At 50.6% G+C, this 15,514-nt stretch carries 9 protein-coding genes and 1 riboswitch; of the genes, 4 read left to right on the top strand and 5 right to left on the bottom strand.

Annotation, left to right across the window (positions count from 1 at the left end; translation table 11 throughout):
• Nucleotides 1-754: 754 nt before the first annotated feature.
• The 5 genes from AC1ECB_RS12550 to AC1ECB_RS12530 form a co-directional block, all read right to left on the bottom strand.
• Entirely contained in the window at nt 755-1,216 is a 462-nt protein-coding gene (locus AC1ECB_RS12550; RefSeq protein WP_485669001.1) for an OmpH/Skp family outer membrane protein, read from the bottom strand.
• 109 nt (nt 1,217-1,325) lie between these two features.
• Nucleotides 1,326-3,434: a TonB-dependent receptor gene (locus tag AC1ECB_RS12545; RefSeq protein WP_485669000.1), complete on the bottom strand. Its 2,109-nt coding sequence runs from the start codon at nt 3,432-3,434 to the stop codon at nt 1,326-1,328.
• A 367-nt stretch (nt 3,435-3,801) separates the two neighbouring features.
• Nucleotides 3,802-4,077, bottom strand: coding sequence for a hypothetical protein (locus AC1ECB_RS12540; RefSeq protein WP_485668999.1), 276 nt, complete (start codon nt 4,075-4,077; stop codon nt 3,802-3,804).
• Nucleotides 4,078-4,223: 146 nt separating this feature from the next.
• Complete coding sequence (locus AC1ECB_RS12535) at nt 4,224-10,733, bottom strand: two-partner secretion domain-containing protein (RefSeq protein ID WP_485668998.1); 6,510 nt, start codon at nt 10,731-10,733, stop codon at nt 4,224-4,226.
• A gap of 370 nt (nt 10,734-11,103) precedes the next feature.
• Nucleotides 11,104-12,828 carry a ShlB/FhaC/HecB family hemolysin secretion/activation protein gene (locus AC1ECB_RS12530; protein ID WP_485668997.1) on the bottom strand — a complete coding sequence of 575 codons (1,725 nt, stop codon included), beginning with the start codon at nt 12,826-12,828 and terminating at the stop codon, nt 11,104-11,106.
• 182 nt (nt 12,829-13,010) lie between these two features.
• A riboswitch (molybdenum cofactor riboswitch) is annotated at nt 13,011-13,132 on the bottom strand.
• A 664-nt stretch (nt 13,133-13,796) separates the two neighbouring features.
• Between AC1ECB_RS12530 and AC1ECB_RS12525 the strand changes: the two genes are divergently transcribed.
• From AC1ECB_RS12525 to AC1ECB_RS12510, 4 genes are all read left to right on the top strand, one after another.
• Nucleotides 13,797-13,997: a helix-turn-helix domain-containing protein gene (locus tag AC1ECB_RS12525; RefSeq protein WP_485668996.1), complete on the top strand. Its 201-nt coding sequence runs from the start codon at nt 13,797-13,799 to the stop codon at nt 13,995-13,997.
• 261 nt (nt 13,998-14,258) lie between these two features.
• A complete protein-coding gene (locus AC1ECB_RS12520; RefSeq protein WP_485668995.1) occupies nt 14,259-14,666 on the top strand; it encodes a hypothetical protein in 408 nt (135 codons plus the stop codon).
• 34 nt (nt 14,667-14,700) lie between these two features.
• Nucleotides 14,701-14,916 carry a hypothetical protein gene (locus tag AC1ECB_RS12515; RefSeq protein WP_485668994.1) on the top strand — a complete coding sequence of 72 codons (216 nt, stop codon included), beginning with the start codon at nt 14,701-14,703 and terminating at the stop codon, nt 14,914-14,916.
• Between the two features lie 7 nt (nt 14,917-14,923).
• Nucleotides 14,924-15,502 (top strand): ECF transporter S component, encoded by a 579-nt coding sequence (locus AC1ECB_RS12510; RefSeq protein ID WP_485668993.1) that lies wholly within the window; start codon nt 14,924-14,926, stop codon nt 15,500-15,502.
• Nucleotides 15,503-15,514 lie beyond the last annotated feature (12 nt).

Here is a 15,514-nt window from a genome sequence, read left to right as displayed (position 1 = left end):
ATTGAATCACAGAGACGCAGAGAACCCAGAGGGAACGGTTTGACATGCATTTCCTCTGCGTACTCTGCGTCTCTGTGGTTATACATATCCCACGGCATAAACTGTGCCGGGTGGGGTCATAATGATCCCGAATACTCCGAGAAAAAGCAAGGTAAGCGATAATGCACTGATTTTTTGCTTCATTAAATATAGACATAGTAGTTACCTTCTTTCCTGCCGTTAAGGCTCGAATTTTTACCGCCAAGGACACCAAGGGAGTTTAATTATTGTGAGTAGGCAAATTTTATAGCTTATGTTTTTCTTGGCGTCCTTGGCTGTTTAACACAAATGTGGCCGGGGCGTAAGCTTTATACAGAAAGAAAGTTAAGTCTATTGAACCACAGAGACGCAGAGTACGCAGAGGGAACGGTTTGATATGCATTTCCTTCTGCGTACTCTGCGTCTCTGTGGTTATACATATCCCACGGCATAAACTGTGCCGGGTGGGGTCATAATGATCCCGAATACTCCGAGAAAAAGCAAGGTAAGCGATAACGCGCTGATTTTTTTTGCTTCATTAAATATAGACATAGTAGTTACCTTCTGTTTAACACAAATGTGGCCGGAGCGTAAGCTTTATACAGAAAGAAAGTTAAGTTTATTGAACCACAGAGACGCAGAGTGCGCAGAGGGAGCGGTTTGACCTGCATTTTCCTCTGCGTTCTCTGTGTCTCTGTGGTTATACATCCCACGGCATAAACTTCTGATTTACTTGTTACTTGCCGGTTATCTTTTTTAGGACATCATTGGTGATATCCGGCCCGCCGTAAATGACAAAAGTTTTGGATACAACCATTGTCAGGCCTTTGGCTTCCGCCACTTCCTTGACGGCGGCGTTGATTTTGTCGGTGATGGCTTTCAACAGTTCCTGGCGTTTTTGGGCTACGCGCTGTGTGAGTTGCAGATCCAGGTCCTGCTTGTCCTTGTCGCTTAGGTTGGCTGATTTCTCGGCGAATTCCTTTTTCGCCTGTTCGGTTTCGGCCTGTAAAATTTCATTCGCATGCTGCGTATCCGGATGCTTATCTAACAGCAGTCCGGCGTCGACGGTACCGACCGCCGACGCTGCAGTCTTGGCATAGGCTGTACTGGGCTGGAGTGCAATTATCCCCAGTACCCCGAGAAAAAGAAATATAAGCGTTACTACGCTGATTTTTTTTGCTTCATTAAATATAGACATAGTAGTTAATACCTTCTTTCCTGCCATTAAGGCTCGAATTTTTACCGCCAAGGACACCAAGGGGGACGACGCTCTTGGCGTCCTTGGCGATTTAACACTTTCTCAAATATTACTGAAATTTAATCGTTACGCCTGTTTCTACATACCTGTCAGGGGCAACCAGATAGGCCCCGGCGTAGTACTTCTTATCAAACAGGTTGCTGACTTTAATATAATAATCCCGATTATCTATGGTCTTGCTGATTCTCAGATCAACAGTAGAGTAACTCGGCAGTTTCTGGATAAGCATTCTGGTCGGGGAATCGCCGTTGCCATTGCCGTTGCCGTTACTGAACGCGCTGGTGCGTCCGCCGATATAGTTTAGTGCCAGATTGGCATTGAGGCCGTTCTGGCCGGTGTAGTTGAGGCCTACAGAGAATTTGCGGTACGGGATATCGCGTACTTGCTGTTGCAGCAGCGTGTCAAACGCATTGGTGTAGGTGTAATTTACGAAGCCTTTGACATGGTCGGCAATTTTTTTGTTAAGTTCCACCTCGAAACCATGCATATCAACATGGGGGATGTTGTAATACTGGGTATGCTGCTGGCCGAACCCCTGACCTTTGATCATGTTGGTGATGTCTTTGTTGAAGTAAGTGATGTCAAATTTAAACCCGTGCACCGAGTAGCCCACTCCCAGTTCGCGATTAATGGCTGTTTCCGGCAAAAGGTAGTCGCAGGCTGTGCCTTGCGTCAGTGTACCATCAGGCATTAGATAATAGTAACTTGTGGTGGTATAACCGTCAACCGTCGTGGTTACCGACTGCTGGGTGTCGCTGTAGGGATAGATGCCGCCGGGACCGGAGCGTTCTTTGGCATTGGGCCAGCGGTAGCTTTTGCCGACAGAACCATGGATATTGGTTTTATCGCTCAGTGCGTAATTAACGCTGAACACCGGATCGTTGGCAGTCCCTTTGCCGTATTGTTTGGATGGTGATTTGTAGGCTATGGTATCGATGTCGGCGTTGTCGCTGGTTTCGTAATGCCGGTAGCCGAGGCTTGTCGCCAGTTTGCCGAGATTGGTGACATTTTGCAGATAAAAGCTTTTGCCGGTGTAATCATAATAAGAACTGCCATTGTTTGATTTTTCAGTAAAGCTTCTGGTTTCATAGGCATAACCCCAGGTGGCAGTATTGACCTTACTTGTTCTAATGGTATTTTGTAATTCGTAGCCGTCGACCGTGCCGTCCCACCACAGATGTAACTTATCGGTTGTGTTGACTATAGAAGCGAGCAAATGACTGTCTTCCTTGGAACGGAACACTTTAAAACTCAGATCACTGTTGGCGCTGAGTTTTTGATTGTATAACGCGCCGATGTACGAGTTTTTAATCGGGTCATATTCCCAGTCATAAGTGTTGGACCAATAGTTGTTTTTGCCGGTTATGGTACCGCTGCGGCCGACATTTAAGACAATCAGGCCGGTAGCCGGGTCGATGCGGTTGGGCTGTTCTTCCTCGCGCTTGGAATAGGAACCGAACAGCGTGAGTGAAGATTTAGGGTTAAGATCCCAGGTAACCTTGCCGTTATAGTAGTCGGCTTTTAGCTTAGAATGGGCGGTATAGCCGTCGGTTTTTTCATTCTTGGCCGAAAAATTGTAATTGATCTTACCGGTATCGCCGCCGATTGAAGCGAAATAGGTTTGCGCATTATTACTGCCGGTGGTGATTGTGAGTGATTTGGCGATTTTTTCGGTAGCCTTCTTGGTGGTGATATAGATGACTCCGCCAGGAGCGTCGGTGCCGTAAATAACCGGTACGGCGCCTTTAATGATTTCGATTTTTTCAATATTGTCAGCCGGGATGGTGCGTAAATCCACCTTGCCGTCGCCGACCGGACTAAGCGGCACGCCGTCAACAAAAATCTTGGTATTATCAGCGTCGCTGCCGCGGAACTGGGCAATGGCCTTGCCCTTGGTGTTGCTGCTGGTGATAAATAAGCCGGTTACATCTTTCAGGGCATCGGCCGCATTTTGTGCGCCTTTGGCCTTGATCTCGTCCTCGGTAATGACGGTAAACTTAACCGGGTTGAGCTGTTTGAAAGCGTCAGCGGTTACCACCACCTCTTGCACTTCGGTGTCGCCTTCGGTATTGGCTTCTTCGGCTGCCGCCACCGCTGCCGAAAAACTGGAATACAGCAGCAGGCAACTAGCTAAAACAGCCAGCTTCTTTTTTTTCATTGCTTTTCTCCCCTCAGGATAATTTGAACTGATATGATTGAACCACAGAGACGCAGAGGGCGCAGAGTTTACCGTAAGCCCCTCAGCGATCTCTGCGGTTAATAAAAGTAGTATTATTGAACCGCAGAGGGCACAGAGGACGCAGAGGTTTTTTGCAAAGGGTACCCGTAAACCCCTCAGCGATCTCTGTGTCTCTGCGGTTAATAAAAGTAGTATTATTGAACCACAGAGGGCACAGAGGGCGCAGAGTTTTTTGGCAAGGGGTACCCGTGTAAACCCCTCAGCGATCTCTGCGTCTCTGTGGTTAATAAAAGATTTTTGCGGTTAATAGATTTCAATAGGTGCCTATCTTGGCCGTCTGTTGCTATTACTCTTGAACGGACTTGGTCGCATTGTCTGCTATACTGTCGTCCTGGCGTTTTATCACCCCGGCATCGGCTAATTGTTTGAGAATTTGCTGCTGCAGGCCGAACCCCTGGACAAAGCCTTCCAGCGGCAGGATGAGACGGTGGTTGATGTTAAATACTGGCTGGCCATTTTCACTTTTAAGATGAGGCTGCAGGGTCATTAAATCCACCCGGATGGTGTTGTTGGTAATGTGGATGCCGCTAATTCCGTCGGCGAAGATTTCCTGAATGTTCATTACAATTCCTCCTGTATTAGCTGTTGTAATTTTTTAACCGCAGAGGACACAGAGGGCGCAGAGGTTTATTGTAAGGGTACCACCATAACCCCCTCAGCGATCTCTGCGTCTCTGCGGTTAATAGACTTACTCTCTACTCCGAAAACCTATTCGAGTGCTACACCTTCGCCGATAATGGTTAAGAATGGCAGTGCTTCTGAGTTGATGCTCAGATCGGCGGTGGGTGAAACTATCGAGCCTAACCTGGTATTGGAGATGAGGGCCTCGGTATTGGCCGCATTACGTTGGTACTGGGCCGGTGTCAGTGCGCGGGTTAGCGGATTGGACGCAGTGAAGATGAAACCGCTGCCGGTTGCCGGTGCTGACTGGCCGTCCCATAAGACGAAATCGCCGGTCAGCCCGCCTCTGGCGTCATAGATCAGTTCAGTGCTGGAGCTGTCCACCTGGCTGGTCATCCGGGAAAGCTTGTCATAGGTTCTGGCGACATAGTACAGCGCGGTGTTGGATGAATAAATGAGCTGATCAGGGGCGTATACCAGCCAGCGTCCGCCGGCCGAAATGGCGTTGGCGCCGCTGTCATTGAGGAAGCCGGTGCCGGCCACCAGGGTAACGTTACCGCTGGCAGTAAGCTCGGTAGTATTGGTTGCTCCGTGGCGCAGGATGATGTTGCCGCCGGCGGTTATACTGATATCGCCGCCGAGGGCGACCAGTTGCTGATTGCCTAGAATGTCGGAAGTGAGATTATCTGAGTAAAAGTTGTTATTGAACATAATATCGCCGGGGGTAGTAATTGTAATGGAACCGGTGGCGATTATGCTGTTGGGGGGGTAGCCACGGCCTAACGAAAAATTATTGGCTATGAGGCTGCCGTTTATGATTGTACCTGAGACACCATTGAGGGTGCCTGATGAACAGAGGATATCATCACCGTCCAACCATGTATATCTATCAGCGATGGTTTTCGTAATAATATTCCCCATATTCAAGGTTGTGTCACCACCGTCGAGGATTACGGTATCTTTGATCAATTTGCTGCCAGACAGGCCGCTGGCGGTGGCGAGGTAGACACTGTTGGCTTTATAGTTGGCGTCGTCTGCTACGTACAGCAGCACGTCTTTGCCGGTGGGAACCGCTGTTGTGCTTACGCCGTAATAGAAACCGTCAACACCGAATTCGTGCGCCTGTGCAGCTAGTTTATATGTTCCTTCATAATCCGAGTACACAACATTAACCGTTTCGCCGGTGCCGTTTTGTACGGTACCGGTAAAGGTCTGTACTGGCGTACCGTCATACTGCCACTTGAGGTAGGGGAGGAAACTGTTGGTAATGCCCCAGGCAGAGGTATCCCAGGTGGAAAAATTGCTGGTCTGTAACATGTTGGCCCAAGTCAGGCCCCGGACGTTGGTGGCAGTGCCGGAACCGGAGCCGATCCCGGTGGTTTGCCCGGAGGTTGTTGTACACCAAACGGCGTCGGTAATGGTGCCGTTGTTCACGCCAACCAGGCCGCCGACTGTGCCGGTGGTGCCGGTGGTGGCGCCGACGCTGAAGGAGGTGGCGATGGTGCCGTTGTTTATCCCGGCCAGGCCACCAACTTTGCTGCCGGTGCCGGCAGCGGTGGTCTTAATCATACTGTAGGAGTTGGTGATTGCACCGTCATTTTCCCCCACCAGGCCGCCGACTGTGCTGGCAGCGCCGCTGGCAGTTACCGAGCTGGTATCATAGGAGCCGGTGATAGCGCCTGTGGTGGTGTTTACTCCGACCAGGCCGCCGACCGTGCTGGCCGCGCCGCTGGCGGTTACTCTGGCGGAATTGTAGGAATTGGTGATCGTACTATTGTTTCTGCCCACAAGGCCGCCAACGATGCTGTTGTCGGCGGTGCTGGTGACTGCGCCGGTATTGTAAAGGCTGGTAATGTTACTGTTATTAGTTCCGATCAGGCCGCCGACTTCGTTGCCGGCGCCATTGGCGGTTACCGCGCCGGTGTTGTAGGAACCGGTAAGGGTGCTGTTGGCGGTGGTTATCCCGGCCAGGCCGCCGACTTTGTTATTGGTGGCACGTACGGTTGTTTTCACTACGCCCTTATTGTAGGAACTGCTGATGCTGCCGGCGTTTTTACCCACCAGGCCGCCGGCAGAGTTGCTGTCGGCATCGCTGGTGATGGTAACGGCAGTGTCGACATAGGAGCTTGTAATACTGCCTGCATTTGTTCCGGTCAGGCCGCCGACCGTGCTGTTGGAGCCGCTGGCGGTTACCATACCGGTATTGTTGGAACCGGTAATGACGCCATCGACTGCATTGAATCCCGTTAGGCCGCCGACCAGGCTATTGGTGCCGCTGGCGGTAACGGTGGCTGAATTGACGGAGGCTTCCATACTGCCGGCATTGTAGCCGACCAGGCCGCCGACTGTGCTGCCGCTGCCGCTGGCGGTTACTGTACCGCTGCTGCTGCACGCTGTAATGCTGGTGCCGATGCCGCTGTAGCCGACAAGACTGCCAACATACAAATTATTCGTGCCGGCCACGATGTTGACGTTGGTCAAGTTAACGCTGCTGAGGGTCGCGCCATTGGTATAGCCGAACAGGCCGAGGGCGGAAGCGGCAGAGTTGGTGATGGTCAGACCGCTGATGGTATAGCCGTTGCCTTTCAGGATACCGGTAAAGGAAGTTGTGGCACTGTTGCCGATAGGCGTCCACGCCGTGCCGGTCAGGTCGATATCAGCGGCCAGAATATACGTACCGCTCAGGTTGTTGCTTAGGGCCAGGAGTTGATCAAGCGTGGTAATGATGGTGCTGCCGTTGTATTCCCACTTGAGGAGCGGGCGCGCCCCGGATAACGACCAGGTATTGGTAAAATCCCAGCCGCTGGGATAGCTGGCGCTGTTGCCCATTTGGGCAGTGGTCAGTCCAGTGACACCGGTTGCGGACGAATCACTGCCGACCCCTCTTGTCTGGCCGGAAGTGGTGGTATCCCACACTGAGGCTGCAACTGTGCCGCCGGTGCCGTCGCCGACCAGGCCGCCGGCTGTGCCGCCGGTCACTGCGCCGGCGCTGTAGGATGTGGTAATGGTGCCGCTGTTGACGCCGGCGATGCCGCCCGCTTTGCTGGCGGTGCCGCCTGATACCACACCGGCAACATCAAAATAGCTGTTGGTAATGGTGCCGGCATTGGTTCCTGTCAGGCCGCCGACATTGCCGGTGCCGCTCACGGTAGCCATGCTGTAGGACTGTTTCACAGTGCCGTTGTTATACCCGACCAGGCCGCCGGCATTGGTACCGCCGCTTACCGCGCCGGTAGTGTATACATTGGTAATGGTACCGCCGTCATTATAGCCAACCAGGCCGCCGACATAGGTGTTGTTGGCGCCGCCGGTAATGGCTAGAGCGGTCAGACCGACATCACTGATGGTTGCGCCGCTGATATAGCCGAACAGACCGATTGCCGAAGACGGCGGGTTGGTGATGGTAAGGCCACTGATTGAGTATCCGCTGCCGTCAAAAGAACCGGTAAACGGCGTGGCAGCACTGCCGATGGGGACGAAGCCGGTGGCTGTATTCCACATACCGGCGGCGTCAGTGAACAGCCCGCTCAGGTCGAGGTTGCGGCTAAGAGTATAACTGCCGCTCAGGTTTTCAGTTGCGGCGATTAATTGCAACTGGTGGGCGTTAGTGATGGTGGTGCCGTATAATTCCGACCGCAGGAAGGGGCGGGTAAAACCGTCGATCATGAACCAGGTGTTGGTAAAGTCCCAACTGCTGGCGTATTTAGAGGAGTCCATCAGGTCGGCTGTCGTCATGCCGGTGACGCCGGTGTAGCTGGCGGTATTGCCGACACCTTTGGTTGTATCGCTTATGCCTGAGGTCTGTGTATCCCAGTAGCAATCGGTGAGGGTAGTGCCATTGTTATTACTGTAGCCGACAAACCCACCGACAGAGTTGCTGCTGTCGCTGCTGCTTACTGCCCCGGTACTGTAGGAATTGGTAATGCTGCCGTAGTCAGTGTACCCAACCAGACCACCGAGGCTACCGCCATTACTTGTTACTGCGCCGGTGCTGTATGAATTTGTAATGTTGCCGGAGAGGTTATAACCGACCAAACCGCCGACTTTCGCAGTCATACTTGTAGGAGCTACCGTATTGGTAAGGGTTACTGCCCCGGTGCTGTAGGAATTAGTGATGGTGCCGTTGCTGTTAAATCCTATCAAGCCGCCGACATTGGCCTCGTTTAGTGATGATTTCGTAACGGTGACCGCGCCTGAACTGTAGCAATTGGTGATGGTGGAGGCGTTGTTTCCAATAAGCCCGCCAATAGCGTAGCCATTGCTAGTGTTGGTGCTTACTGTGACGGTGCTGTAGCTATTGGTGATGCTGCCGCCGTAACTGGTTCCTATCAGGCCGCCGAGGCTTGTTATATCACCGTTGCCGGTGATCGTGCCTGTGCTGTAGCAATTAGTGATGGTGCTATTTAGAACGTTTTGTCCTAGCAAACTGCCGCCGTTGGTCCAGGTACCGGCTATGTTCACATTTTCCAGTCCCACATTGCGGATAGTCGCCCGTATAGCGGAACCAAACAGACCCACCTGAAGATAAGAAGAGCTATTGATGTACAGTCCACTAATTACATGGCCGTCGCCGTCAAAAACGCCGTTGAAATTACTATATGTATTGCCGCCGAGCGGCACGAAACCCGTACCATCATTCCAACTGATGGTGGCGCCGGCGTCAATGTCTTTGCCCAAGGCGTAGACCCCATACAGGTTATCATTTATGCTCTGCAAATCTTCCACTGAGTTGACCAGCATGTAGGCTGTGAGATTGCCGGTAACGTAAGCTTGGTAAGGGTTGGTGAGAGTGGTTGTTCTTCGGGTGGTAACCGAGGTTGACTGGGTAGCCGAGTCGGTGTAACTTGTTGGATTATAGTAAATGGACACCGCCCCATCACTTACCACCTTGCCGTCTGTCCCGAAGGCAACTGTGCCGCTGCTGTCGGCGTCGCTGTCAGACCGCAATACCACATTGCCGCTGCCGGTGGTGATGGTCGCATTGACGTTGATGTCATTGTCAGCCTTGAGGGTGACGGCGCCGCCGCCGCTGCCGGTATTGGTGATGTTGGCGTTGACGTTGATATCGTTATCAGCCGCCAGGGTGAGGCTGTTGCCGCTCGACCAGGATACAGGGGCGGCTACTGTGATATCGCCGGTACCGGTGCCGTCGGTCTGGAGGGTGATGTTGGCGGAAGTTAGCTGGTTAGCCAGGTCAGTGGCGTTATATACATTGCCGCTGGTGGCGTCGGTGCTGATGGTGTATTCGCCGGGGTCCAGCAGCAGGGTGCCTGTCATGCCGTTGGGCGCCAGCAGGTTGGTGTAGCCTTTGTATAGCAGCGTCTGTTTACCAGACACTTCGGCGCTGCCGCCGTTGCCGCTGACTGAGCCGCCTTTAGCCGAGATAGTGCCATAGTAATTGGTGGTGTCATTGGCCCACACCACGACCTGGCCGCCATCGCCGCTGGTGATGGCATCGGCGTTAATGGTGGCGGTGGCTGCTACCGTGGTAGTAGTGGCATTCTGTTCTGTACTTTTGCCCTGGTAATTGCCGCCGATGAGCGCCGTGCCGCCGCCCTTGGCGCCGGACACGTCAACCTTAGCGCCGTCGGCCAGGGTGACGGTATTGCCTAGTACCTTAACAGTACCACCGGTTTCGCCCGCGTTTTTCCCGGAGGCGTCCAGCGTGCCGCTGCTTACTACTGTGCCGTTAGTGCCGCCGTTCAGAAGGATTTTGCCGTTAACATTGCTGACACTGCGGGCCTGAATAATGCCGCTGTTGTTGACTACTGTACCGGTGAGGTCGCCGGCCGCACCGGCGGCCATGATGACTTGTCCGCCGTCAGCCTGGATGAGATTGTGATTGGCTGCACTGGCATTTATCGCTGCCTCGTCCACAGCCAGGTTTAACAGCCCGTCGCCATCCATATCCAGCGTGATGGCCAGGCCGGCGCCCAGGGCTACTGTGCCTTGCTGGGCGACAATGATACCTTCGTTGGCCACCTGGGGGCCGAGCAGGGCTACATAGCCGCCGTTGGCGGCCGTAATGGTGCCCTGGTTGACGACAGTGCCGATGGTGCCGTCCCGGCCGGTAAATTTATATTTGCCGGCCTGAAAATCACTGTCAGACAGATCTAAGGTCGAGGCCACCAGCCCGCCGACGTCGACCTTGGCACCGGGGGCAAACAGGATGCCGTTGGGGTTGATGAGAAAGACTTTGCCGTTGGCCGTTAGGGTGCCGTAAATTGCCGAAGCGTCGTTGCCGATGACCCGGTTTAAGGCGATAGAACTGGAGCCGGGCTGAATGAAGTTTACTGTTTCGCCGCTGCCGATGCTGAAGCTCTGCCAGTTGATGCCGAGTTTATCGGTAGTCTGGGTGATGGTGGTAGTCGTGCCACTGGAACTGATGGTACCGGAACCGGTGGTCACTGTGCCGCCGGTCGGATTGGCAGAGACCCCGCTTATACTGCCGAGCAGGATACCGGCTGCCATTACAGACGGCAAGATGCTTTTGGCAAGTATTTTCAGGGGATTAATCGTGGGAGTGGATTTGCTGACACTGTTTTGCAGATGGCTTGGTTTACTGCGCTCCCAATCGCGCCGCCATTTTCTTTGCATATGTGTACCTCCTAGCTCAAAATAAAGGGATGAACGGATTGACCGCCAAGGACGCCAAATGTATTATTGTGGATGGTTAGCAGGTGATTTTTCCAGTGACTGTTATTAATTTTTCTCTTGGCGCCCTTGGCGAGCTTGTGGCGCTCTTGGCGGTAAAAAACAGTCTACATCAGATGAACTGTCTTCCTTGTTCAATCACCTGGCGACTTTGTGGATTAACGCCAAGGACGCAGAGAACGCCAAGAACGCCGAGAAAACCAAGAAAACATAGGACTATATAATTTTTTCATAATGGGCTGTGTGTATAACCCCTTGGCGAGCTTGGGGGTTCTTGGCGTTCTTGGTGGTTAAAAAAATCCATGGTAGTTCTTTAGAAACGCTGGGTGCCCTTCACCCACCACCGACCGCTTTTGTCGGTGTCTGAGGTTGCATCACTGGAGCTTAACTTCCAGGCATAATCAACCCGTAAAGTGTAGTCTTTTTGCTTATTTAGAATGAGTCCCAGGCCGGCGCCGGTAAGGAGGCGGCTGTTATCGCCTGATCCGGCTACCGGATTTTTATCAATGGATACCCTGCCGCTGTCGATGAAGGCTGCCAGTTGGAAAGCTGGTGTTGGCATATTCCAGCGTAGTTCGCCGGTTAAGAGGTAGCCCTGGTCGCCTGATGCTTCGCCCTGGGGGTAGGCTCTGACGGCGTTGGCGCCGCCGATAAATAGTTTTTCGGAAGAATCAAGGTTTTTGCTGGCAAGTTGTCCGGTGAAACCAAGGTAGAGATTCAGCCGGTTATTTAGATATTGTAACCGGTTGAAGTTAAAGTTGGCTTTGGTATAGGAACCGGCAGTTTGCAGGCCTTTGCTGTCGACAGTTTTTGCGTCGTTGCGGTACATATCCTGGCCGTCGTCAATGCTCAGTCGCCCGGTGACGATTGTCAGGGCGAAGTTGTTGACACCGCCGCCGTGAATTTTGTCCCGGCTGTTGCCGTTCAGGCCGAAGGTCCAGGCATTGCTATGCTTGTTGGTAAAGGCATCGTATTCGTTGATATGGTCTTTAACTTTGCAATGGTCATACTCAATTACGCCATAAAGGTTGTAGTTACGGGAACGGACAAGGGGGTACATGCCGTAAATACCGGTATTCTTGGCACTGCCGCCGGCATCAAGGGCCTCGAATTCCTTACCGATGGTGTAGTGTAACTGGGAATAGCCTACGCCGATTCTGGCACCCTGACTGCCGACAGGCAGCATGTAGTTGATTTTGGCGTTGTTCAGGTCGCCCCCGGATTTATTACCGCTAATGTATAGCGCGTCACCTTTGCCGCTGATGTTGTTGAAGTTAAGGTTGAGGTCGCTGCGCTTTTGGCCGGTGAAACGGTTGCCATAGTTATCAATGGAAAATTCCGCGGTTGTGGCTTTGGTGTCGTTAATTTCCACGATAAGGTCAGAGGTGCCGCTTGTTTTGCCTGGCGCCAGAGTGGCTTTGATACTAACGCCGCTGGTATCACTCAATAGTAACAGAGTGCGGTGGAGGAGGTCTTGTTTTACGTAGTCGCCGCTTTTGAGGTTACTGAGCATCCGGGCGGCGGTGTTATCGGCAAGCCGGGAATGGTTGCGGATGTCGATGTTGCCGTATTGACCAGGGACAACCGTGATTTCTGCTGTCCCGTCGGTGATGTCCTGGGCGGGAATAAGGGCGTTGGCAACCATATAGCCATGATCGCGAAAGTATTGGGAAATACGGCGGGCGATGGTTTGCAGTTCAGACAAGGTAAGTTCCTTGTTGGTTGCGTCTTTTACCAAGTCTTGCAGCGTGGCTTCGCTATAGATGGTTTGCCCGGTGATATGCAGGCCGCTGATTTTGAATTTGTCACCTGTTTGCTGCTGCGGCGCGTCGGTTTGATCTTCGCTGACTTCGATTTTGATATCGGCTTTGGGAGGAACGACGATTTTTTGTTCTTTCACACTGTCGGCGATTTGGCCGCCGATTTGACCCATATCCGGTGTGGCGGCAGAGGCGGGCAAGGTTGAACAGGCGATAAAAGCCAAGGCCAGAGTCAGGCAGTGCTTACGGCTGTGTGATAATCTGTTTTTTCGTAGCATAATCTCATCCTTTCTCTTTTTTTAAACTGGGATCGCAACACTAGTAAATAAAGTGGAGGGAACGAAGCTTGAGTTATTTATCTTAAAGGCCACATGACCATAGTTTGAAATAGAAAAAGTTGTTCCTCTTTTGTAAAAAGACGAACAACATACTGCGACACGCCAATACAGGCATGGCTATGCCGCTACTACATTGCACTCCTTTCCAAAGCAGGGGAAGCACAGCCGTTTCCAACTGTACCGATCGGCTGAATACCGTGCCTGCAGGGGGTTAGGTAGATCAGCTAAGGAGCTCGCTATTTTGTTTGCGGTAAGTGAATAAAGAAGCGCAATGATCTGTTCTTACTAGCTACAGAATGCCCGGTTTCGTCATATAACGACAAAAACATCCTCCATAATAGTTTGTTTAGCTAACAAAAATGATGACAACAGTCCCTTCCATAAAAAATATATAGCCAAAAGGTATATAGCAAAAAATAATGGTAGTTCAATTAAGAGTTGAGTGAGTAATCTGATTTAATCAATAACGGAATGCCAATCTATTCAATACTATCCGCAAATATAAATGTACTATATCATAGGTAATTTTAAATTGGATTCCTTTATGTTAATTTTTGTTTGCGTATAGTTGCTATTTTTGCAACATTCTACATTATTTCTGAAGTTCCTGCTAGGTAATGCTAATAAATCCATTTATTTTACGATTAGGAAATCTGTACCACCAAAATTCTAGATTAATTCTTTGTTTTATTTGTTTTTGATTAGTAAAACTAAGGAAAATTATTCAATTATCTTGACAAAAGTTACCATATGCTATTAAACTACACTAAACTGTATTTAATTTAAAGGAGGCATCAAAATGAAACCAACTAAAACAAACACAGCTCATTAAGTAGTAATTGGGACACTGGTTTTTAGCACCTATATATATATAGCCGAAAGCAACGAAGTGAGGTGAATGTACTATCATGAGCAATCCTATAGTGTATTATACCGCCGAAGAAGTCGCTGCATTGCTGAAGATCACAAGATTTACCGTATATAAGATGATTAACCGGGGAGATTTGCCAGGATATCGTATTGGCCGGGAATTTCGTATTGAAGCTTCGGATCTGGATGCTTTTATTCGAAAATCCAAAGACCAATTGCGGCAAACTCTCAGCTTGTAAAGTTAGTTGGAATTTCATCTCCAGCGCAAGACAAACTCGTTATTTAGTCTCTATCACTGTCACGCACTCTTTAAAAATTTTTATATTTTACCAAATGTGGTAGGTTTAAGGGTTATTAACCGCAGAGACGCGGAGATCGCAGAGGGATATACGAAGCTCCCTCTGCGCTCTCTGCGGTTCAAAATTATTTCAACATCTATACAGGAGGACTAGTAACGCCGGCTTTGTTGTTTAAATTTTGGAAGATGTGGTGATTTAAAAATGTTAAACAGAAGGATAACGCTTAGTGTCCTGTTAATAGGGCTGATTGTCTTGGCTGCCTATGGTACCGAGTATTTAGCCAAAAACCGGGGCTTACATACGGCAACCATGATTACTATTCAAAGTAATAATAAAACGGCGGCTTTGTTTGGGGTTGATGTGCTGCGACAATTAGATGCCGGCGGCCCGGGCCTGTTTGCTGTGCTGGCTGCAGCGGGTATTGACAGGTTCAGTAAAGTCGAGGTTAAGGGGCTAAAGAACAATACCGTATACCAGATAAATAATAACGAAACAAACAAAAACCTGAATTTACGGTTCACTGACCGGGGAACGGTCAATTTATGCAATAACAAAGCCAATAAAGCTATTTTGGTTGAAGATGTCAATGAAATTAATGCGGTAAATTAATTAGGCTTATCTTGGAATACGAGGAGGTATGGCGATGAATGACCAATTATTGCGTATCGATACTTTGAAAAACCAATTGCTGGAGCTGGGCTATCATCAGTTTCAGATAGATAGCGTCATAAAAGAAACTACCGGCTCGGCTTGGGTGGAGAACATTAGTCTGAGCCTACAACAAGAACTTATTACAGCGTTGGAATACTACATCGGCTTTGCCGGCAGGTGTAATGTACATAGTAAAGCAAAGGAGTAAGCAACTAATGGAAGTAACGAAAAAAAGTGCAGATAATCAAGTTATTGTGCTGGAGAAGTTTATGTTTAAACTTGGTTTGGCTGATGTACTGCGATTAACCATGTTCGGGACGCTGATTTCGGTAGCCCGGGACATAACCAGGCTGCCTTTGCACTTGCCGGGACACACCAGTATTTATTGGATGGGGATACTGGTGCTGGGTAAGGGGTTAATTCCGAAATTCGGCGCGGGGATTGTTATGGGGATGGTCTCTGGTGTTTTGGCGGTGTTATTGGGGGAAGGAAAAGAAGGTATGCTGATCTTTTTCCGGTACTTCATGCCTGGCTTGCTACTTGATTGTCTGGCGCCACTGTTTAATTATAAGTTGGAGTCACCGGCTGTCGGGGCCATCTGCGGCGCAGTTGCCAGTTTAGTAAAATTGGCAGTAAACTTTGCCGTAGGGCTATTGCTTAAGTTGCCACTGGCGCTTCTGGCCATGGGACTGGGGATTACTTCGCTTTCTCATGTACTGTTCGGCGCAGCCGGTGGGATAATTGCCGCCTTGTTAATCAAGCGGCTAAAACCCAGACTGACAAACTGGGAATAGGGAGTAAGGAGG

The sequence above is a fragment of the Sporomusa sp. 246TCP1 genome (assembly GCF_057319775.1).
Note: the sequence above shows the minus strand (reverse complement) of the source record. Positions and strands in the feature narration are given on the sequence as shown.

Coding starts and splice junctions, on each gene's coding strand:
- AC1ECB_RS12525 (WP_485668996.1), top strand. CDS start 13,797: ATGAGCAATCCTATAGTGTATTATACCGCCGAAGAAGTCGCTGCATTG.
- AC1ECB_RS12520 (WP_485668995.1), top strand. CDS start 14,259: ATGTTAAACAGAAGGATAACGCTTAGTGTCCTGTTAATAGGGCTGATT.
- AC1ECB_RS12540 (WP_485668999.1), bottom strand. CDS start 4,077: ATGAACATTCAGGAAATCTTCGCCGACGGAATTAGCGGCATCCACATT.
- AC1ECB_RS12530 (WP_485668997.1), bottom strand. CDS start 12,828: ATGCTACGAAAAAACAGATTATCACACAGCCGTAAGCACTGCCTGACT.
- AC1ECB_RS12535 (WP_485668998.1), bottom strand. CDS start 10,733: ATGCAAAGAAAATGGCGGCGCGATTGGGAGCGCAGTAAACCAAGCCAT.
- AC1ECB_RS12510 (WP_485668993.1), top strand. CDS start 14,924: ATGGAAGTAACGAAAAAAAGTGCAGATAATCAAGTTATTGTGCTGGAG.
- AC1ECB_RS12550 (WP_485669001.1), bottom strand. CDS start 1,216: ATGTCTATATTTAATGAAGCAAAAAAAATCAGCGTAGTAACGCTTATA.
- AC1ECB_RS12515 (WP_485668994.1), top strand. CDS start 14,701: ATGAATGACCAATTATTGCGTATCGATACTTTGAAAAACCAATTGCTG.
- AC1ECB_RS12545 (WP_485669000.1), bottom strand. CDS start 3,434: ATGAAAAAAAAGAAGCTGGCTGTTTTAGCTAGTTGCCTGCTGCTGTAT.